Source organism: Streptosporangium jomthongense (assembly GCF_042650425.1).
In the GTDB taxonomy this organism is placed as follows: domain Bacteria; phylum Actinomycetota; class Actinomycetes; order Streptosporangiales; family Streptosporangiaceae; genus Streptosporangium.
The window spans coordinates 113684-132826 of sequence record NZ_JBHSBC010000001.1; the positions used below are offsets into that span (position 1 = coordinate 113684).

A 19143-nucleotide genomic window follows, 5' to 3' on the forward strand; every position below is an offset into this window, starting at 1 on the left:
CGGTCGGTTCTCAGGGGCGAGGCGGTCCTGTGGTTCCGCGGACGATCAGCGTGGGTGACACCGACGACGTCACCGATCGTGAGCGTCCCTCGATGCGTTCGACGAGCAGTTGCGCGGCGGTGGCCCCGATCACGTGCCCGTCCTGGTCGACACTGGTGAGTGAGATGCGCTTGAGCGAGGCGATGCCGATGTTGTCGTATCCGGCGACGGAGAGGTCCTCCGGCACCGACAGGCCCGCCTCGTCGGCGGCGCGTAACACGCCGAGCGCCGCGATGTCGGCCCCGGCGAAGATCGCGGTGGGCCGGTCGTCGCGCGCGAGTAACTCCCGCGCGCCCTCGAAGCCGCCCTCCTCGGTGAAGGAGGTGGCCAGCACGTCGTCGGCGAGTCCGTGGGCGCGCATCGCCTGGCGGTAGCCTTCGGCGCGCACCGTGTGCGGCAGTCCCTGGGCGTGGGCCCGCTCCAGGTGGGTGATGTGCGCGATCCGGGTGTGCCCGAGCCCGACCAGGTGGTCGACCACGAGCCCCGCCCCCATCACGTCGTCGTTGACGACCGCGTCGTAGGTCGTGGCCCCGCCGTGCCTGCCGACCACGACGACCGGGATGGCCGTCGCGATGGCGGCGAGTTCCGCGTCCGTCATGACCGGTGAGATCAGGATGAGCCCGCCCATGCTCCGGTCGATCATGGCGTCGGTCATCCTGGCCTGCGTCTTGGGCTCGATCCCGCCGGGCCCGAGCAGCACCTGGTACTCGGTGTCGCCCAGCCGGCCGGTGACGCCCTCGATGATGTCGGGGAAGAACGGGTTACGGGTGTCCGAGAGCATGACACCGAGGGTGTAGGTGCGTCCACGCAGGGCACGGGCCGCGGCGTGCGGGCGGTAACCCAGCTCGTCGATGGCCTGTGTCACCTTGGCCTGCATCTCCGCGCTCACGCCGTAGGCCCCGCGTACCACCTTGGACACGGCGGCCGTGGAAACCCCGGCCCGCCTGGCCACGTCGGCGATCGTCACCCGTCGGCTCGTCACGCGTCATCCTTCGCAGAGTTTTCGTAGAACGAACTACACACTTTTCTTGTGGAGGGAGGCTAGCCCGTCATTGATCCTCAGGTCTACCTCTTGACGGACGATTCTCTCGTGCCCTACCAATGGAGAACGTTCTACACGATACCTCCCAAACGAACAGGAGCACGGGCGTGAACGCACCATCCCGTATGCTCAGCGCGGCGATCGGCGCCGTCCTCGCCCTGTCCCTCTCCGGCTGCGGATCCTCCGCCCCGGAGGGGACCGGTCAGGTGAAGCTGACCCTCTGGCACAACAGCGCGGACCCGGCGCCCCTGCTGGAGATGTACAAGAAGTTCGAGAAGCAGTCCGGCCACAAGATCGAGCTCGTGTCGATCCCGTCCGACGGCTTCGAGGACACCACCCAGACCAAGTGGGCCACCGGCGAGCGCCCGGACATCCTGGAGTACCACGCGACGGCGAGCGGCCTGCTCGCCCTCAACCCGGCCGAGAACCTGCGCGACCTGACAGGCGAGGCGTACATCGCCAGGTCCGGTGACCTCTACCAGAGCGCCGGAGCCGTCAACGGCAAGGTCTACGCCGCCATCACCGGCTTCCCCCAGGTCTTCGGCCTCTACTACAACAAGAAGGTCTTCACCTCGGCCGGGCTGACCCCGCCCACGAACTTCAGCGAGCTCTCCGCCGCCTGTCCCAAGCTCAAGGCCGCCGGGGTCACCCCGGTCTTCGAGTCGGGCGGGTCCATCTGGCCGGTGCAGATCCTGCCCATCCTCTACCTGGCGAGCGCCAACCAGTCCAACGCGTACGGCAAGGCCATCTCGGGCCACACCAGCACCCTGGCCGACCCGGGCTCGCCCTTCGTCGCCGGCCTGACCGCCTACGCCAAGCTGCAGGCCGACGGCTGCTTCAACAAGGACATCGTCACCGCCAAGTTCGAGGACTCCATGAAGGCCCTCGTGACCGGCAAGGCCGCCATGGTCGCCCAGCACTCCGACATGCTCCCGGCCCTCCTCGCGGCCGCGGGCGGCGACCAGAAGACCGTCGACGAGTCCGTCGGCTTCGTCGGCCTGTCGAGCGAGAAGCCGCTCGCGACCTACGCGCCCGGCCCGATTGGCACGTTCTATCTGCCCAAGACCGGTGACGCGGCGCGGGAGAAGGCCTCGCTCGACTTCGTGCGCTTCATGACCGGCCCGGCCTACAACGAGTACATCACCGCGTCCAAGACCTTCCCCGTCTTCAAGGACGTGCCCAACCCGCAGGGCGTCTCGTCGGTGCTGCAGGACGTCAAGAAGGCCTACGACACCGGCGCGGTCATCGCCTTCAACTCCGACATCCCCGGCATGGGCGGCCTGGCGCAGCTCATGTCCGAGCTGATCGCCGGACAGAAGGACCCGCAGAAGGCGGCGACCCAGCTGCAGGGCCAGGTCGAGCAGGCGGCCAAGGCGGCAGGGCTGCCCGGATGGTGATGCGGAACAGGGCGGCCTGGCTGCCGTGGGCACTGCCCGCGATCGTGCTGGTCACGGTCTTCTTCGTCGCCCCGTTCCTGCTCAACGTCCGGTTCGCGTTCTCCTCCTGGACGAGTTTTCGAGCCGAGATCACCTGGAACGGGCTGGAGAACGTCCGCACCCTGATCGAGCAGGACCTGCTGGCCAACGCGGTCACCGTGACCGTGCTGTACGCGATCATGTGCATGGCGATCCAGAACACGGTCAGCCTCTCGCTGGCCATGGCCCTCCAGCGGACCAGCGGGGTCAACACCGTCTTCCGTTCGGCCTTCTTCCTGCCGACGCTCATCTCGCCGCTGGCCGCCGGATACATCTGGCGCGGGCTGCTGGCCCCCGACGGGGCGATCAACTCCTTCCTCGGCATCGAGTGGGCGTGGCTTGGCGAACCGTCGACCGCGCTGGTGACGGTCGCGTTCATCGACGCGTGGAAGTGGAGCGGGCTGATCACCCTCGTCTACATCGCGGGCCTCAACTCCATCCCGAAGTCGCTGCTGGAGTCGGCGACCGTCGACGGGGCCGGGCCGTGGACCCGGTTCCGGCGGGTGGTGTTCCCGATGCTCGCCCCGGCGCTGACCTTCAACGTGGCGGTCACGCTGGTGGGCGCGCTCAGCGCCTACGACGTGATCGCCGCCACCACCGGCGGCGGGCCCGGCGACCACACCCGGGCCCTGAACGTGGTGATGCGCCAGCAGTGGGGGCAGGGCTTCTTCGGCTCCGCCAGCGCGCTGGGCTTCACCGTGACACTGCTGGTGATCGCCACCGCCGTGCCCCTCGTGTGGTGGCTGCGGCGTAGGGAGGTGACGGGATGAGGGCGGTCCTCAAGTACACGGCGCTGACGCTCTTCGCGATCCCGTGGGTGCTCGTACCCGTCTGGCTCGTGGTCGTCAACTCGTTCAAACCCGCGGGTGAGGCCGCGGAACTGGGCCTCGGACTGCCCAGGACGTGGGCGGTCGCCGAGAACTACGGCATCGTGCTCGACCGGGGCGGCTACCTGACGGGGTTGTTCAACAGCCTCAAGGTGACCGTGCCGATCGTGGTGGCCGTGGTGCTCCTCGGCGCGGCGGCGGCGTGGGCGTTCGGACGCAGCCGGTCGCGGTGGCTGCAGGCGGCCTACTTCGTGATGGGGCTGTCGATCCTGCTGCCGCCGTCGATCATCCCGACCGTCTACCTGCTGCGCGCCCTGTCGCTGGACGGCGGCACGCTCGGCTACGTGCTGACCATGACCGGCTGCCGCCTGGGCGTCGTGATCTTCCTGGCGACCGGGTTCGTCCGCGCGTTCCCCCCCGACCTGGAGCACGCCGCCTCCATCGACGGCGCCTCCCGCCCGCAGGTCTTCTTCCGCATCCTGCTGCCCCTGCTGCGGCCGGTGCTGTTCGTCGGCGGCGTGATCCTGATCATCAACGTCTGGAACGACTTCTTCTTCGCCCTCTTCCTGCTCCAGGGCAGCGCGAACGCCACGCTGCCGCTGAGCCTGTTCCAGTTCGCCTCGGGCACCCTGCAGAGCCTGAACTGGAACCTCGTCTTCGCCCACGTCCTGCTCACCACGCTGCCCCTCGTGGCGGTGTACGTCGCCGCGCAGAAGCGCGTCCTGGCCGGCCTCACGGAAGGTTCCCTGAAAGGATGACCACTCACGACATCGCGCTCGACTGGGTCAGGCGCGAGATCAAGGAGGGGCGGCTGCCCTGTGCGGTGTTCGGCGCCGCCACCTCCGACGGGATCCAGGTGCTGGAGGCCTTCGGCGAGCACGACGGCCGGGCGACCCGGATCGAGGACCACTTCGCATTGTTCTCGGTGACCAAGCCGCTGACGGGGCTGGTCGCCATGCGTCAGGTCGAACGCGGGCTGCTGTCACTGCGCCGCCCGCTGCGGGACGCGCTGCCGAACTTCGCGCGGCCCGACGTGACGCTCTGGCACCTGCTCACCCACACCGGCGGCATCGCCGAGCAGACGCTCACGCCCGACGACCTGCTGGAACACCTCGCCACCGCGCCGTCGATGTTCGAGGCGGGCACGCTCAGCCACTACTCCAACCTGGCCTTCGCCGGCATCGCGGAGATGGTCCGCGACGTCACCGGGCGCGACCTGGCCGACCTGATCGACTCCGATCTGAACACGCTGGTGCCGGGCGGCGGGCGCATCACGTTCGACCCGGCGTGCGACGCGGCCGAGGTCCACGGTGTCGAACTGCTCGGGCCCGGCTTCGACTTCGACAAGTTCGTACGGCTCCGCCATCCGGCGGGGGCGCTGTTCTCCCGCGCCGAGGACCTCCTGGCGCTGGGCGGGGCGCTGCTGCGCGGCGACCGCGGGCTGATCCACCCGACCACCCTGGCCGCCATGACGACCCCGCAGACGACGGGCCTGGTCAAGCTGCAGCCCGACCCGGTCAACGCCGGGCAGGACTGGGGCCTCACCTGGAACCTGCGCCACTCGGCTCCCGGGCTGCTCGAACGGCGGCTGTACGGGCACGGTGGCGCCTCGGGGTGCCAGTGGTGGATGTACCCGGAGCAGGACGCGTGTTTCGTGCTGCTGATCAACGTGCTGGCGCCGCACCTGTCCGGTGTGGACATCGACGGCCTGCACAACGCCTTCACCACCGGGCTAGATGCGTGAACCGGGATTCGGGGGTGCTGGAGGTGCAGGTCTCAGGCGCGCAGACGCCGTTCATCCGTTCGGCCCCGCCCCGGTCACCGGCGGGCCTGACGTGCGGCCTGGCGGATCCGGTCGGCGTGGACGAGCCGTCGCCCCGGCTGTCGTGGAACGCCCGGCTGTCCGGGGAGGCCTCCGTGGTGGTGTCCTCGGACGGGCGCGAGGTGTGGCGGTCGTCCGTACCCGCGGGGTCGCACGACGTGGACGTGCCGGATGGGCGGCTGGAGCCGCTGACGCCGTACACGTGGAGCGTGGAGGGGCACGCGACCGGCGCGTTCACCACGGGCCTGCGGGCGCGCGGCGCGTGGGACGCCCCCTGGCTGGCGGGTGACCCCCAGGCGGCGGTGAGCCTGCGCGGGTCGTTCACCTGGCGTCCCGCTCCCGGGCGCGCCTGGCTGGCCGTCACCGCGCTGGGCGTCTACCGGGCGCTGCTCAACGGGGTACGGCTGAGCGAGGAGGAACTGGCCCCCGGCTGGACCGACTACGCCCACCGGACGCGTTACCGGCTGCTGGAGCTCACTGAGCTGCTCGTGCCCGGGGAGAACGAGCTGGAGCTGTGGCTCGCCCCCGGCTGGTACGCGGGCCACGTCGCCGGCGGAGGCCCGCGCCGCTACGGCGACCGGCCCGCCGCCAGCGCCCAGGTGCTCGTGCGCGACGACGACGGGGTCCGCCGCGTGCTCGCCACCGACGTGGCCTGGACCCGGCGGGACCTCGGCCGCCCACGCGCCGACCTGGTGATGGGCGAGACCGTCCAGGCCCCCTCCCAGCGGACCGCCGAACCCGCCGAGACGACGGCCGTCCCGGAGATCCTGGTCGAGGCCGACCCCGCTCCCCCGGTGCGGGTGATCGGCACGGTGCCGGCCGTCTCCGTGACCGAACCCGCGCCGGGCGTCCAGGTGGCCGACTTCGGGCGCAACGTCGTCGGACGGGTACGGCTGCGCGTCGACGCGCCGGGCCCGGTACGGATCGTGGTGCGGCACGGGGAGGAGCTGACCGCGACCGGGCGGCTCTACACCGACAACCTGCGCACCGCGGACCAGCGTGACGAGTTCGTCCTCGGCCCCGGCTCGCACGTCGTTGAGCCCGCGTTCACCCTGCACGGGTTCCGCTACGCGGAGGTCACCGGCTGGCCGGGCGCGCTGACGCCGGACGACCTGGAGGCGGTGCTGCTGTCCTCCGCGCTCGCCGTCACCGGCTCGCTGACCGTGAGCGACCCCGCCGTACGGCAGCTCGTCGCCAACATCGGCGCGTCGGCGGACGGCAACCTGGTGAGCGTGCCGACCGACTGCCCACAGCGCGACGAGCGGACCGGCTGGACGGCCGACATCTCGGTGTTCGGCTCGACGCTCAGCTTCCTGCGGCACACGCAGGCGTTCCTGTCCGGCTGGGTGACGACGCTGATCGACGGGCAGCGGGCCGACGGCGCGATCCCGCACGTCGCGCCGGTCCTGCCCGAGTACGGATACGACTCCCCCGTGTGGTCCGACGCGCTGGTCGAGGTGCCGTGGCTGCTGTGGCGGCGCTACGGCGACGACCGCACGCTGCGCCGCGCGTACGACCCGATGCGGCGGTGGGTCGACTACTGCCTGGCCCAGGCCGAGGACGGCATCAGGCCGGGCAGGGCCCTGGGCGACTGGCTGGCCCCCGGCACGGTCGAGACGCCCAAGAGCCTCATCTCCACCGCCGCCCTCGCCCGCAGCCTCCGCCTGGTCGCGAACGTGGCCGACGTGCTCGGCGAGCCGCACGCGCCGGAGTACGGCGAGGCGTTCACCCGCGTGTCGGGCGCCTTCCAGCGGGCCTTCCTCAGCGGGCCGAGGCTGCACACCGAGACGCAGACCGGCTACGCCGTCGCCCTCGCCTGGGACCTGGTCCCGCCCGAGGACCGGACCGCGGCGGCGCAGGCGCTGGCCGACCTGGTCCGCGCCGACGGGCACCGGCTCATGACGGGCTTCGTCGGCACCGCCCTGCTGCTGCCCGTGCTGTCGGAGACCGGCCACCACGACCTGGCGGGCCGGATCTTCAACCAGGAGGGCTACCCGTCCTGGCGCTACCAGCTCCGCGCCGGGGCGACGACCATGTGGGAGCGCTGGGACGCCTGGCACCACCGGCACGGCCTGCAGACCCCGGCCATGAACTCCTTCAACCACTACGCCTACGGCTGCGTGGGCGACTGGCTGTTCCGGCACGTGGCGGGCCTGGGCGACGACCCGCGCGGGACGGGTGGCGGCTTCGGCGAGCTGCTGCTGCGCCCCGGCCCCGTCCCGCTGCTGCGCCAGGCGCACGCCCGCTACGAGAGCGCGTCGGGGACCGTCGAGTCGGGCTGGCGGGCCGGGCCCGACGGGGTCCAGTTCACCTTCTCCGTCCCGGAGGGCGTGACCGCCCGCGCGGTGCTGCCCGTGCGGGGCGCGTGGGACGGGATGACCGTCAACGGCACCTTCCTCATGGGCCTCAACGAACAGCTGCCGACCACCAGGCTGGCCGACGGGGGCTGCGCCCTGAACCTGCCGCCGGGCCGCTGGTCGTTCACGGCCCCCGCCGCGGCCACGGCCCACCTCCTCCAGGAGTGGGACGACCTGGCCCGGTGAACCTCCGCGCGGACGTCTCTCCGGCTCACCGGCTGGAGGGACGTCCTTCGGCGGTACGGTTCCGGCGCTACCGGGGCGCCGGAACGCGGTCGGGAACCTCGCCCGTGGCCGGGCGCACCGTACCCCCGCCCGCCGCCAGCGCGACGATCGTCTGGCCTGCCGCGGCGGCGCACATCACCACGATCGGCACCCGCCACCCGGCGCTCACCGTGTGCAGCAGCCCGAAGACCACCGGCCCCGCCGCGGCCAGCAGGTAACCGATCGACTGCGCCATCGCCGACAACGCCCCCGCCACGTTCGCGTCCTGGGCGCGCAGGCCGATGAAGGCCAGCGCGAGCACGAGGCAGGCTCCGCCGCCCAGCCCCAGGACGACGCTCCACAGCGGCGCCGCCCCCGGCGCCACGAGAAGCCCGAGGTAGCCGAGGAACATGACCGCCGAGCAGATCGCCGCCAGCACGCGTTGGTCACCCGCCCGGCGCATCACACCGGGTACCGCCAGGCTGGTCAGCACCGCGACCGCCTGGAACAGGAACAGCAGCCATCCCGCGGTGGCCGCGCTCGTGCCGTTGTCCTGAAGGAACCGGGGCAGCCACGTCACGACGACGTAGAAACCCAGCGACTGCAGCCCCATGAACGCCGTGACCGCCCACGCCAGCCCGGAGCCCCACGGCAACCGGTGCCCTCGAACGGCCTGTACGGCACGCCGTGGAGCCCGCATCTGCGGAAGCCACAGCAGGACGGCCACCAGCGCGAACAGGACCCAGCAGCCCAGCGCGGTGTACCAGCCGCCGGGAGCGACCTCGCTGATCGGCACCGCCACCCCGGACGCGACCGCGGCGACGCCGCCCATCACCGTGGCGTAGGCGCTGGTCAGCATCCCCACCCTGGTCGGGAAGTCGCGCTTTATGAGACTCGGCAGCAGCACGTTGCCCACGGCGATGCCCGCCCCGATCAGTACGGTTCCCGTGAACAGGCCGGCCGCCACCGGCACCCACCGCAGTGCGATCCCCAGCGTCAGCACCATGAGCGCGCCCCCGAGGAGCCGCTCGGCCCCCCACCGCGCGGCCAGCCGGGGCACCAGCGGGGACAGCGCCGCGAACGTCAGCAGCGGCAGTGTGTTCAGCAGGCCCGCCACGGCCGGGACCAACCCCAGATCGGCCTGCACCTGATCCAGCAACGGCCCGACACCGGTCAGACTCGCCCGCAGGTTCGCCGCCACCACGAGCAGCCCCCACACCAGCAACGCCTGACCGGAACGTCGTGTCGACACATTCTCCATGCGCACCACGATCACGCCACACGGTGTCCGGCGGCCAGACCGAACCCAGGCTGGCCCCAGGAGGGCCACCCTCCTGGGCGCACGACCGGATACCTTTTCGGAGTGGGAACGCCACTGGGGGATTTCATCCGGGCCAGACGTGACAGCATCCAGCCGGAGTCCTGCGGGCTGCCGGACCGTGACCGCCGCCGGTCACCCGGTCTGCGGCGGCAGGACCTCGCCGCGCAGGCCGGTGTCAGCGTCGAGTATCTGACCCGTATCGAGCAGGGCCGCGACCGCAACCCGTCTCCGGCGGTCGTCAACGCCCTCGCCGACGCGCTCCGTCTCAGCCCCTCCGAACGCAACCACCTGCGCTACCTCGCGAAGATCACCGGCGAGGGGTGCTCGGTCCACATCCGGCCCGTGCCGCCGTCCCGGCACGTGCGGCCGTCCGTCCTGCGGACACTGAGTCTCCTCGAACCCGGTGTCGCCATCGTGACCAACCGGCTGGGTGACGTCCTCGCCCACACCAGCGGCTACCGGTCGATCACCGAGGGAACCGGCCTGCTCGACGCCGCCCGTCCGAACCTCAACCGCTACCTGTTCACCGACCCCCGCGCCCGGACGTTCTTCGTCGACTGGGACGACGTCGCGGACGAGCAGGCCTTCGACCTGTGGCAGGCGCCGTCCCTTGAGAACCTGGAGTGGCTCACCGCCGAGCTCACCCCCGTCGCCGGGCCTGACCTCACCCGCCGCCTGAGACGTCACGCGGTGCCGCGACGTGGTGTTCTCCGGCTCGACCACCCGGAAGGACACCGGCTTCGCCTGCTTCGCGAGACGTTCGAACTGCCCGCCGAGGCGCAGCAGCTCGTCGTCTTCCTCCCCGCCGACGACCGGACGGCCGAGGCCGTCGACCATCTCCGGCGCCGCTCCCACGGCCGTCTCCGGTCCATCTCCTGAGGGATCTCAGGAGACGGGCTTCGATCGGGCCGGGCAGGCCTCTCAAGCCGGGCAGTGGCGCCGGCCGCGGACACAGATCACTCCCTGAACTGCTCGGCGTACTCGGCGGAGGGCTCGATCGGTGTGATCACGTCGATCAGCACCCCGTTGGGGTCGGCGACGATGAAGTGCCGCTGCCCGAAGTCCTCGCTGCGCAGCTCCAGTTCGGGCCGCAGGCCGTGCCGTACGACCAGCCGCTCCCACTCCGCGTCGACGTCCTCCACCTCGAAGTTGAGCAGCAGTCCCCGCACCGGCGCCCGGTAGGCCTCGGGCAGCGACGGGTGCCGGTGGTCGAGCAGAGCCAGCTCGTACGGCTGCGCGCCGGGACGCCGCAGGCTCACGTACCAGTCCGCCTCGAAGGTCGGTTCGAAACCGAACAACTCGACGTAGAAGTCCCGGCTCTCGGCCAGGTGCTCGGTGCAGACGACCGGATAGAAGCTGGTCAGGACCATGGCGAACCCCTTTCACATACCGTTGGTATGCGAAAGCTAGTTGGCGTACCATCGGTATGTCAAAAGCGCGAGGAGGGACATGGGCAGAGCAGAGCAACGCGAGCAGACCAGGCGCGCACTGCTGCGGGAGAGCAGGCGGCTGTTCGCGGCCGAGGGGTACGGAGCCGTGGGCCTGACCCAGATCGTCGACGCCGCCGGCGTCACCAAGGGTGCCCTCTACCACCACTTCGACGGCAAGACGGCGCTGTTTCGCGCCGTCCTCGCCCAGGTGCAGGAGGAGGTCGGCCGGCACGTGGCCGCGACCGCCGACGCCGAGCCGGACCCCTGGGACCGGCTCGTCGCCGGATGCCACGCCTTCCTCACCGCGAGCACCGGCCCGGACGTCCGGCGGATCATGCTGATCGACGGCCCCGCCGTACTCGGCTGGAGAGAGTGGCGCGCCCTCGACGAGGCCGCCTCGGCGCGTCATCTCGCCGACGCGCTGACCCTGCTGATGGAGACCGGTGTCATCCCCGAGCGACCGGTCGCCCCCCTGACCCACCTGCTCTCCGGCGCCATGAACGAGGCCGCCCTGTGGCTCGCCGACTCGGCCGACCCCGGCGACCTCGCCGAGACCGAAGCCGCCCTCACCCGCATGCTGGAGTCCCTGCGCTCCTGACCCTCATCTGAGGACGACCGTGACCCCAGCCCCCAAAGAAAGGATCAGGCTCTCAGGGCCGCTGGTCTCCTTCGGCGGACCAGGTGCGGGTGTAGGCGTCGATCAGCCACCGGTCGGCGCGGTCCCCGTCGGGGGTCTCGGGCAGCGGCGAGGTGGACAGCAGCTTTTCGAGGCGCGCTTCGAGGTCGGCGGCGACGGCGAGGGTCTCCTCCCTGGTGTACTCGCCTTTCCTGATGCCGATGATCAAGGACCGCCACGGTTCGGGCATGGGGAGGGTGATCGTGCCGTTTTCCATGAGTTCGACCCCCTGCGCGCCGAGGCGGACCATGTGCCCCGCGAACTTCGTGTCGTACCCGTGCAGGGCGATCAGCTCGGGCCGGTTGGTGCGTTTCCCGTTGGGGTGCCCCACCATGCGGTCCCGCTGGGACCGGAGATAGCCGAGGAAGCGGTGGCCCGCCTGGCGGGACAGGATGAAATCGGGCCCCTCCGCGAGAAGGTCACGGCCGAGGTCGGTGATGGAGACGATCTCGGACTCGGGCACGAAGAGCCCCAGCAGGACCGTGGGGTTGCCGTCCAGAGCCAGCCGCATCCACTTGCGGAGACTGTAGACGGTCAGATCGAGATCACCGTGGCCGGAGCGGACGCCTTCGGGCTGGGTGCGATAGACGTACTGGTCGAACCTGCGCAGCCCCACGACGTAGGCGGCGGGCTCGACGCAGATGCCCATCTCGTCGCGGTCGTCGGTGCCCGCGATGGCCGTGCCGTGCAGCCCGGACCCGACCTGGAAGCGGAAGATCGTGTGCTTGTCGGCGATCTCCTGAAACTCGGGGCCGCCGTGCTTCATCCACCCGACCATCAGTAGTTCCCCTCGGCGACCTGGAGCACGGTCAGGCCCAGCGAGCGCCACATGGCGGTGACGGAGGCCCGGTCGTCGATGACCCCGGCGACGGGACGGTGGGCGAAGCGCCTGGTGTAGATCTCGCGCTTCACGACCGTGTCGGGCCGGTCGTCGTGGTCACCACGCATCCACACCTCGGTGTCGCCGAGGCTGGTGACGTGGGTGGCGAGCCACATCTCGGTCTGGCGGCGGCACTGCTCCTTGCGTCCCGAGACGAACGCGACGGGGTGTCCGGCGAGGAGAAGGGCCTGGACGACGGCGACGACGGGAGGGTTGGGAGTGTCCTCCCCCACCCGGTGCCAGTCGTACGGACGCCGGTCTCCGCGCAGAGCGAGAGTGCCGTCGATGTCCACGATCCACACGGGACTCACCGGACATCGCACCTTTCAACCCCGAAGACCGGCATTTCGCTCACTCTTCTTCCTCTGTGGAGGGAACGGAGGAAAGAGGCTAACAGTGAGATCGCTATTTCCTCTTCGGATTTCCCCTTGAGAGCGACACCCCGAGGCTGACGACTCCGGCCAGGAGGGGAAAGACGGCCGTGGCGCCCCAGCGCCACTCCCCCGCCCAGATCCAGGCGAGCAGCATCGCCACCGCCATGGCGAACAGGGCGAGCGCCAGCCACATGGCGGGGCCGGAAGGCGTCACCTCGGCCTGGGTCCTGACACTCCACTGGCTCGGTGGCAGACCGGCGTCGCGAAGCGCCTGGACGACGGCGCCGTACTGGTCATCGGTCACGTCGGTGACCGTGATCCGCAGAGTGGTCACTGCTGTTTCCTCGCTTCCGGTCCGGAGAGGTCCATTTGACCCTCTCCCGGACCGGGACCACCACCGGCGTGCCCGCTCGTTCCACCCCCACGGGGAGGCGGCGCGCAGGGCCGCGTGCGGGACGCCGACCGGTTGGGTTCACGGGCGCGGGAAAGGAAGCCGTCCTCGTTCAGGGGAAAGGCGTCTGAAACTCCGTGCCGACGGTCAGGCCCGTGGGAGGGATTCCTGGGCGAAGGCGATGACGATGTATCTGCCGTTGGCGTAACTGGTCACGGGGCGCTGGAGCAGCTCTCCCGCCCTGCGGGCCACCGACTGGAACAGTTCGACCATCTCCGGGGTGTCGGCGGACACCCGGAAGCTCCCGTCGGTGGTGAGGTGGTGGACGACGAGGGGGACGAAGCCCGCCTCCGCCCGGACTCTCTCCTCCTGGTCGAGGGGGGTGCGCCGTGTGCTGGGGGGAAGGGTCATCGCTGTGCTCCTCGTGGTCGCCGGCCCTCCAGCATGCCACCGCGCACGACCGGCACGAACTCCGTGCCTCGGGACGAGAAGACCACCGAACCGCGTCCGGCCGGCGGGGGAACCGGGGGCGGCCGGACGCGGGCCGTCACTGCACGAGCTGCCACAGGCCCGGGGTGTTGGGCGGCGCCCAGCTCAGGTTGCACGTGTGACTCGCCAGGCAGCGGTAGATGTGGCCTTCGTAGTAGTACAGGTCGCCCACGTTGCAGGAACGTCCGACCTGCCAGGCCTGGATCCCCACCGCGTGGTGGGCGACCTCGGCCGTCGCGGGCTGCGCGCCGTACGGGATGGCGCCCAGCGCGGCGGCGGTGAGAAGGGCGGCGATGACACTGCGCTTCATGGTGCCCCCTTCAGGGGGTTCCTCCCACAATGTCCGTACTCGGCGGGAACCGATAGCCAACGTTTTTCCATGCCCCGCCGCTATACCTCCGGCCGGACCGTGCCCTGATCCGCCCTCCCCGTTCTCCGGGAGGCCCGGTCGTCAGTGTGGCCGTACGGCCTGGAGCGGGCGCAGGGGGGCACGGGCCTTCAGCAGCATCTCCTCGTACTCGGCGGCCGGGTCCGAGTCCAGCACGACGGCCCCTCCCGCGCCCACGGTGAGGTGGCCGTCGCCGATCACCGCGGTGCGGATCACGATGTTGAGGTCGCTCGCGCCGCTGAGCGCGAAGTAGCCGAGCGTCCCGGAGTAGATCCCCCTCGGGGCGCCTTCGAGCCTGTCGATGATCTCCATGGTCCTGATCTTCGGCGCGCCCGTCATCGAGCCGCCGGGGAAGCAGTGCCGGGTGGCGGTCAGCGCGTCCACGTCCGCGCGCAGCCTGCCCCGTACGGTGGAGACCAGCTGGTGCACGGTCGTGTACGACTCGACCGCCATGAAGTTAGGCACCTCGACCGTGCCGACCTCGCAGATCCGCCCCAGGTCGTTGCGGAGCAGGTCCACGATCATCAGGTTCTCCGCGCGGGTCTTGGGGTCCCCCGCCAGGCCGTCGCGGACGAGACGGTCGAGGACGGGGTCGGGGTTGCGCGGGGCCGTACCCTTGATCGGTTTCGACTCCACGGTGCGGTCACGGGTGACCCGCAGGAAGCGTTCCGGTGAGGAGCACGCGACCCGGTGCCGGTCCCACCGCAGGAAGGCCGCGTACGGCGCGGCGTTGAGCAGGCGCTGGCGCGTGTAGAAGTCCAGCGGGTCCCCGGTGTACGGCAGCCGCGCCGTGGTGGTCAGGCAGATCTCGTAGCTCTCCCCCGCCCGCAGCAGGCGGTGGCATTCGGCGATGTCGGCCAGGTAGCCGTCGCGGGAGCGGGCCAGCCATGGTTCGACGTCGAACTCCTCCTGGGCGGCGGGTCGGGCGGCGGGTTCCCCGGGGGTTCCCCCGGCGGGCAGGTCCGCGGCGACCAGGTCGGCCCAGCGGTCGGCCTCCAGCGCGTCCTCGGGGCCGGGCCCGGCCAGGGCGACCACGTAGGTGCGGCCCGCCAGGTGGTCGATCGCGACGAAACGGGTGGCCGAGATCCACACGGCGTCCGGCAGATCGGAGCGGTGGGCGGCGGCTCCGGACGAGCCGAACGACTCGGCCTTCATCTCGTAGCCCAGGTAGCCGACGTATCCGCCGTCGAGGTCGAAGGGCAGGCCGGGGTCGTCGCCGAGCGCGCGTTCGGCCAGCCGCCTGGCGAGAACGTCGTAGACGGAGCCGGGCAGGGAGGACGTCGTGCCGTCGGCGGCCGTCGAGGTGACCTTCCCGTCGCCGACCCGGTAGCGCAGCGTCTCGCCGTGGCGGCCGCCTCCGTCGCCGACGAAGGAGAACCTGGACAGACCGGGTTCGACCCGGCTGCTGTCGAGCCAGAAGGCCGAGGGGCTCTCGGCGAACCAGCGGCGGAAGGTCCGCTCGGCGTCGGCCTCGAAGGCGGCGGTGCGCACCCTGAGGCGCCATCCACCGCCCGGCCCGCGCTCCCCCGGTGCCACCGGGCCGTGCTCCACCAGGGGATCTCGGTCCCGTGAGGGCACGGCCTCAGGCTCGTGCTCCCGTGAGGGTACGGCGCCGCCCCGGGTGAGGGTGATCCGCTCGCGGGCGAGGACGGCGAAGTTCTCCACCAGGCGGGCGCCGTACCGGGTGCCGACGGACTCGGGGTGGAACTGCACCCCCCACCAGGGGCGCGTACGGTGCCGCAGCGCCATCGTCACCCCGTCCCCGGTCCAGGCGGTCGTGACGAGGTCGGGCGCCCCGCCGGGTTCGACGCACAGCGAGTGGTAGCGCACCGCGGCGAAGTCCTGCGGGATCCCGGTGAACAGGTCCGTCCCCAGGTGCCTGACCCGGTCGACGTAGCCGTGACGCGGCTCCGGGGCGGGCACGACCTCGCCACCGGCCAGCCAGCCGAGGGCCTGGTGGCCGAGGCAGACGCCGAGCACGGGCAGCCGGGTCGTGCGCAGCAGGTCGGCGGCCAGTCCGAGATCGCGTGGCTCCTGCGGTCTTCCCGGGCCGGGCGAGACCACGATCGCGTCGTAGCCCGCCTGGTCGGCCTCCCGCAGCGCGGCCGAGTCGTTGCGGACCACGACCGGCGTCCGCCCGTAGACCTGGGCCATGAGCTGCGCCAGATTGAAGGTGTACGAGTCGTAGTTGTCGATGAGCAGCACCCGCACGACGCCTCCAGGGTCAACGGCCTGCCGCCGGGAACGGAACGCCGCCTGGAGCTCGTCGGCCCGTGAGACGATTCGGCGCGGCCGTTTGTCCCTTTCGCCCCCGCACGGCGCCGCCAAGTCTACGGTCACCCCGGAGGTTCCCCCGGACGGCGGAGACCGCGACCGGAGTTAGCCTGAGGGGGTGGACATCGTCACCGGCACCTACCCGCTGGGCCCGGGCAACGGTCCGCTGCTGGTGCGCACGACCCGCACCGGGCTGGGCGCCAAGGCCGGGCACGACCTGACGCTTGAGGCGGCCCGCTGGCACGGCGAGGCGGTCGTGGACGCCGAGGACCCGGCCCGTTCCTCGGTGTCCGTCGAGGTGGACGCGACCTCGTTCCAGGTGCGCAAGGGGGTCGGCGGGGTCAGGCCCCTGAGCGACGCCGACCGGCGGGACATCCTGCGCAACATCGGGGAGAAGGTCCTGGGCACGGCCCGGCATCCGGTGATCGCGTTCCGGTCCTCCCTGGTAGCGGGCGCCCCGGAGGCGTTCCGCGTCGAGGGCGACCTCACCCTCGCCGGGGTCACCCGGCCCGTCACGATCGACGCCCTGCTGGCGGACGGGCGCGTGCGCGGCTCCGTCACGCTCACACAGAGCCGGTGGGGCATCAAGCCCTACTCCGCCCTGTTCGGCGCGCTGCGCCTGAGCGACGAGGTCGGCGTCTGGTTCGACCTGGTTCTCGCGCCGGACGTCCCTTCGCGGGACGCCTGACGGATCCCGCCCCTCACAGGGCTCTTGACACCCCGCCCGCTCGCCCCGAACCTCTCACGGAGCGCCTCACACCGCGCCCGTCCGGCTCCTCACCCCGTGAGCCGCCTCTCCCGCAGGGCGCTTGACCCGGCGCGCCATCAGACTTCCCAGGCCGCCAGATAACCCCTGTTTTAGGGGAAAATATGACGATATATGGTACGCGCTTGCGGCATTCCGTGCACTGCGGAAGGATCACCGGACACGCTCCGCCACCGTCCGTCATCACCCCCCGGGCGGGCGGACGCGCCCGCACATTGACAGATGACGCCACAGGAGGCTGTCGTGCAGCCGCAGGAGAGCATCGAGCGGTTCGGATACCGGCAGGAGCTGCGCCGTGGGATCGGCCTGGTCGACCTGGTGTTCTACGGCCTGATCTTCATGGTTCCCATAGCCCCGTTCGCGATCTTCGGTTCGGTCTACTTCACCTCGGGCGGCATGCCGGTCCTGACCTACCTGGTGGGAATGATCGCGCTGCTGTTCACCGCGGCCTCCTACGCGCAGATGGTCAAGGCGTTCCCGCTGTCCGGTTCGGTCTACAACTACGCGGGCCGTGGCATCTCCGCGCCGGTCGGCTTCATGACCGGATGGGCGATCCTGCTCGACTACGTACTCGCCCCGTGCCTGCTGTACCTCGTCGCCTCGATCGCGATGCACTCGACCGTGCCGCAGATCCCGGTGTGGCTGTGGCTGCTCTTCTTCGTGGCCGTCAACACCGTGATCAACCTGCGGGGCATCCGGATGACGATGAACCTCACCAAGGTGATGATCATCGCCGAGCTGGCCGTGCTGGCGCTGTTCCTGGTGATCGGCTTCTGGGCCCTGCTTGAGGGCAGGGGCAGGGACTTCAGCCTCTCCCCGCTGTTCAACCCGGAGACCTTCTCCTGGCCGGTCGTGTTCGGCGCGGTGTCCATCGCCGTCCTGTCCTTCCTCGGCTTCGACGGGATCAGCATGCTGGTCGAGGAGTCGACCGGCGGATCCGCCCAGGTCGGCAGGGCCATGCGGCTGGCCCTGATCCTGGCGGGCGTGCTGTTCGTCGCCCAGGTCTGGGTCGCCGCCCTGCTGGTGCCCGACCCCGAGGGGCTGCTGAAGCAGGCCTCGGACACCGCCTTCTACGACGCCGCGGCCGTCGCGGGCGGCGAGACGCTCTCCCACATCGCCGCGACCGCGACCGCGATCTCCTGGGGGCTGGCCAACACCCTGGTCGCCCAGGTCGCCGTCTCCCGCCTGCTCTACGCGATGGCGCGGGACAGGCAGCTGCCGTCCTTCCTGGCCAAGGTCTCGGTGCGGCACTCGGTGCCGACCAACGCCATCCTGCTCGTCGCCGGGCTCTCCGTCGCGCTCGGGCTGTTCATGTCCGCCAGGGAGGACGGCGTCAGCCTGCTCGGCAGCCTGATCAACATGGGCGCGCTGGTCGCCTTCGTCGTGCTGCACGTCTCGGTCATCGTGCACTACGTGGTCCGCATGCGCTCGGCCGCCTTCTGGTCGCATCTCGTCGTGCCGCTGGTCGGGATGGCGATCCTGATCTTCGTCGTGATCAACGCCAACGTCATGGCCCAGACGGTCGGCCTGCTCTGGCTCGCCCTGGGCGCCCTGGTCCTGGCCGCCCTGTACGCCATGGGCCGCAGGCCGTCCCTGCCCGACCTGCCGGGTTCCCACGAGGCAGGGGAGAGCAAGGCCGTACACGGCCGGTAGGGGCCCCGCCCTGTCCCGGACCGGCCGCTGCTAAGGACGACCTCGGCGAAGGCGAAAGACGACCGTAGCGAAGGACGACCACGCATGAACGGGCTGCCGCTCCCCCAGGAGCTGTACCTCATCGCCCACGACCAGTCGGGCAGACCCCTGGTCCATCCCTCGTCGATGGCCATCGGGCTGGCCGGGGCCGCGCTGCTCGAACTGGTCGTCGGCGAACGTGTCACCGTCTCCGGCGGCAGGGGCGCCCTGGCCGACGACACCCCTCTCGGTGACGCGGTCGTGGACGGCCTGCTGTCCCTGGTACGGCGGGACCGCTCGGGCGGGGACGTCAGGTCCTGGATCAGGCAGGCCGCCGGGGAGGTCTGCCGGCACACCCAGGCGAGCCTGGTCACCGCGGGCGCCCTCGCCCAGGTGACCAGGCGCCGCATGGGCCTGCTCTCGCAGACCCGCCACGAGATCACCGACATGGCGTGGGTGGTGCGGGCCTGCTCCGGGGTGCGCGCCGCGGCGGAGGGCAGGGAGCCGCCCGACGCGCGTTGCGCCGCGCTGTGCGGCCTGGTCGGCGTGCTGGAGGTGGACGCGGCGCTCTATCTCGGCCAGCCGTCGAACCAGCTCGTCGTCCGCCTGCGCGCCATCGCCGCCGAGCACTCCCCCATGATCAGGGAGGTCATCGGCATCGTCGAGACCCTCATCCGCGATGCCGCCGTCGCCATCTACCGCTGACCCCCAGGAGAC

At 71.0% G+C, this 19143-nt stretch carries 19 protein-coding genes; 10 read left to right on the plus strand and 9 right to left on the minus strand.

Going from position 1 to position 19143, the window contains the following annotated elements:
- Positions 1–10 precede the first annotated feature (10 nt).
- Complete coding sequence (locus ACFOYY_RS00550; RefSeq protein ID WP_352010625.1) at positions 11–1021, minus strand: LacI family DNA-binding transcriptional regulator; 1011 nt, start codon at positions 1019–1021, stop codon at positions 11–13.
- Positions 1022–1188: 167 nt separating this feature from the next.
- Here ACFOYY_RS00550 and ACFOYY_RS00555 point away from each other — a divergent pair, with 167 nt between their 5' ends.
- The 5 genes from ACFOYY_RS00555 to ACFOYY_RS00575 are packed head-to-tail and all read left to right on the plus strand — an operon-like array spanning position 1189 to position 7748.
- Positions 1189–2478 (plus strand): ABC transporter substrate-binding protein, encoded by a 1290-nt coding sequence (locus tag ACFOYY_RS00555; protein ID WP_386186762.1) that lies wholly within the window; start codon positions 1189–1191, stop codon positions 2476–2478.
- Complete coding sequence (locus tag ACFOYY_RS00560) at positions 2472–3326, plus strand: carbohydrate ABC transporter permease (RefSeq protein WP_362773502.1); 855 nt, start codon at positions 2472–2474, stop codon at positions 3324–3326. The genes ACFOYY_RS00555 and ACFOYY_RS00560 overlap by 7 nt, the downstream gene beginning before the upstream one ends.
- The gene (locus ACFOYY_RS00565) at positions 3323–4141 is read left to right on the plus strand and encodes a carbohydrate ABC transporter permease (protein ID WP_352010622.1); all 819 of its coding nucleotides are present in this window, start codon (positions 3323–3325) and stop codon (positions 4139–4141) included. The genes ACFOYY_RS00560 and ACFOYY_RS00565 overlap by 4 nt, the downstream gene beginning before the upstream one ends.
- A complete protein-coding gene (locus tag ACFOYY_RS00570) occupies positions 4138–5127 on the plus strand; it encodes a serine hydrolase domain-containing protein (RefSeq protein WP_362909068.1) in 990 nt (329 codons plus the stop codon). Before ACFOYY_RS00565 ends, ACFOYY_RS00570 begins: the two co-directional genes overlap by 4 nt.
- Positions 5124–7748: a family 78 glycoside hydrolase catalytic domain gene (locus tag ACFOYY_RS00575; RefSeq protein WP_386186766.1), complete on the plus strand. Its 2625-nt coding sequence runs from the start codon at positions 5124–5126 to the stop codon at positions 7746–7748. Before ACFOYY_RS00570 ends, ACFOYY_RS00575 begins: the two co-directional genes overlap by 4 nt.
- A 67-nt stretch (positions 7749–7815) precedes the next feature.
- On the opposite strand, the gene ACFOYY_RS00580 is transcribed toward ACFOYY_RS00575, so the two are convergent.
- Positions 7816–9027 (minus strand): CynX/NimT family MFS transporter, encoded by a 1212-nt coding sequence (locus ACFOYY_RS00580; protein WP_386186768.1) that lies wholly within the window; start codon positions 9025–9027, stop codon positions 7816–7818.
- Between the two features lie 102 nt (positions 9028–9129).
- On the opposite strand from ACFOYY_RS00580, the gene ACFOYY_RS00585 reads away from it, so the two are divergent.
- Positions 9130–9966, plus strand: a complete 837-nt coding sequence (locus ACFOYY_RS00585) for a helix-turn-helix domain-containing protein (RefSeq protein ID WP_362773510.1) — start codon at positions 9130–9132, stop codon at positions 9964–9966.
- Between the two features lie 77 nt (positions 9967–10043).
- Here ACFOYY_RS00585 and ACFOYY_RS00590 read toward each other — a convergent pair whose 3' ends face one another.
- The gene (locus ACFOYY_RS00590; protein ID WP_362773512.1) at positions 10044–10457 is read right to left on the minus strand and encodes a VOC family protein; all 414 of its coding nucleotides are present in this window, start codon (positions 10455–10457) and stop codon (positions 10044–10046) included.
- Positions 10458–10536: 79 nt separating this feature from the next.
- On the opposite strand from ACFOYY_RS00590, the gene ACFOYY_RS00595 reads away from it, so the two are divergent.
- Complete coding sequence (locus ACFOYY_RS00595; protein ID WP_352010616.1) at positions 10537–11115, plus strand: TetR/AcrR family transcriptional regulator; 579 nt, start codon at positions 10537–10539, stop codon at positions 11113–11115.
- A 52-nt stretch (positions 11116–11167) separates the two neighbouring features.
- Here the strand turns inward: ACFOYY_RS00595 and ACFOYY_RS00600 are convergent, their stop codons facing one another.
- The 6 genes from ACFOYY_RS00600 to pabB form a co-directional block, all read right to left on the minus strand.
- The gene (locus ACFOYY_RS00600) at positions 11168–11959 is read right to left on the minus strand and encodes a nucleotidyltransferase domain-containing protein (protein WP_386187648.1); all 792 of its coding nucleotides are present in this window, start codon (positions 11957–11959) and stop codon (positions 11168–11170) included.
- 11 nt (positions 11960–11970) lie between these two features.
- The gene (locus ACFOYY_RS00605; RefSeq protein ID WP_362909077.1) at positions 11971–12384 is read right to left on the minus strand and encodes a phosphatase domain-containing protein; all 414 of its coding nucleotides are present in this window, start codon (positions 12382–12384) and stop codon (positions 11971–11973) included.
- A 94-nt stretch (positions 12385–12478) separates the two neighbouring features.
- Positions 12479–12781, minus strand: coding sequence for a hypothetical protein (locus ACFOYY_RS00610; protein ID WP_386186772.1), 303 nt, complete (start codon positions 12779–12781; stop codon positions 12479–12481).
- Between the two features lie 204 nt (positions 12782–12985).
- On the minus strand, positions 12986–13249 hold the full coding sequence (locus ACFOYY_RS00615; protein WP_352010612.1) for a hypothetical protein: 264 nt from the start codon (positions 13247–13249) through the stop codon (positions 12986–12988).
- 136 nt (positions 13250–13385) lie between these two features.
- Positions 13386–13637, minus strand: coding sequence for a carbohydrate-binding protein (locus ACFOYY_RS00620; protein WP_352010611.1), 252 nt, complete (start codon positions 13635–13637; stop codon positions 13386–13388).
- A gap of 141 nt (positions 13638–13778) precedes the next feature.
- Positions 13779–15926 (minus strand): aminodeoxychorismate synthase component I, encoded by a 2148-nt coding sequence (pabB, locus tag ACFOYY_RS00625; protein ID WP_386187651.1) that lies wholly within the window; start codon positions 15924–15926, stop codon positions 13779–13781.
- A 181-nt stretch (positions 15927–16107) separates the two neighbouring features.
- Here pabB and ACFOYY_RS00630 point away from each other — a divergent pair, with 181 nt between their 5' ends.
- The 3 genes from ACFOYY_RS00630 (at position 16108) to ACFOYY_RS00640 (ending at position 19131) form a co-directional block, all read left to right on the plus strand.
- A complete protein-coding gene (locus ACFOYY_RS00630) occupies positions 16108–16677 on the plus strand; it encodes a YceI family protein (protein WP_386186776.1) in 570 nt (189 codons plus the stop codon).
- 321 nt (positions 16678–16998) lie between these two features.
- Positions 16999–18408: an APC family permease gene (locus ACFOYY_RS00635; protein WP_386186779.1), complete on the plus strand. Its 1410-nt coding sequence runs from the start codon at positions 16999–17001 to the stop codon at positions 18406–18408.
- Between the two features lie 84 nt (positions 18409–18492).
- Complete coding sequence (locus tag ACFOYY_RS00640) at positions 18493–19131, plus strand: GOLPH3/VPS74 family protein (protein ID WP_386186782.1); 639 nt, start codon at positions 18493–18495, stop codon at positions 19129–19131.
- Positions 19132–19143 lie beyond the last annotated feature (12 nt).

What these genes read in the sequence shown, in the direction of transcription:
- ACFOYY_RS00565 (WP_352010622.1), top strand. Translation starts at nt 3,323, where the DNA reads ATGAGGGCGGTCCTCAAGTACACGGCGCTGACGCTCTTCGCGATCCCG.
- ACFOYY_RS00590 (WP_362773512.1), bottom strand. Translation starts at nt 10,457, where the DNA reads ATGGTCCTGACCAGCTTCTATCCGGTCGTCTGCACCGAGCACCTGGCC.
- ACFOYY_RS00600 (WP_386187648.1), bottom strand. Translation starts at nt 11,959, where the DNA reads ATGAAGCACGGCGGCCCCGAGTTTCAGGAGATCGCCGACAAGCACACG.
- ACFOYY_RS00570 (WP_362909068.1), top strand. Translation starts at nt 4,138, where the DNA reads ATGACCACTCACGACATCGCGCTCGACTGGGTCAGGCGCGAGATCAAG.
- ACFOYY_RS00640 (WP_386186782.1), top strand. Translation starts at nt 18,493, where the DNA reads ATGAACGGGCTGCCGCTCCCCCAGGAGCTGTACCTCATCGCCCACGAC.
- ACFOYY_RS00615 (WP_352010612.1), bottom strand. Translation starts at nt 13,249, where the DNA reads ATGACCCTTCCCCCCAGCACACGGCGCACCCCCCTCGACCAGGAGGAG.
- ACFOYY_RS00560 (WP_362773502.1), top strand. Translation starts at nt 2,472, where the DNA reads ATGGTGATGCGGAACAGGGCGGCCTGGCTGCCGTGGGCACTGCCCGCG.
- ACFOYY_RS00595 (WP_352010616.1), top strand. Translation starts at nt 10,537, where the DNA reads ATGGGCAGAGCAGAGCAACGCGAGCAGACCAGGCGCGCACTGCTGCGG.
- ACFOYY_RS00620 (WP_352010611.1), bottom strand. Translation starts at nt 13,637, where the DNA reads ATGAAGCGCAGTGTCATCGCCGCCCTTCTCACCGCCGCCGCGCTGGGC.
- ACFOYY_RS00580 (WP_386186768.1), bottom strand. Translation starts at nt 9,027, where the DNA reads ATGGAGAATGTGTCGACACGACGTTCCGGTCAGGCGTTGCTGGTGTGG.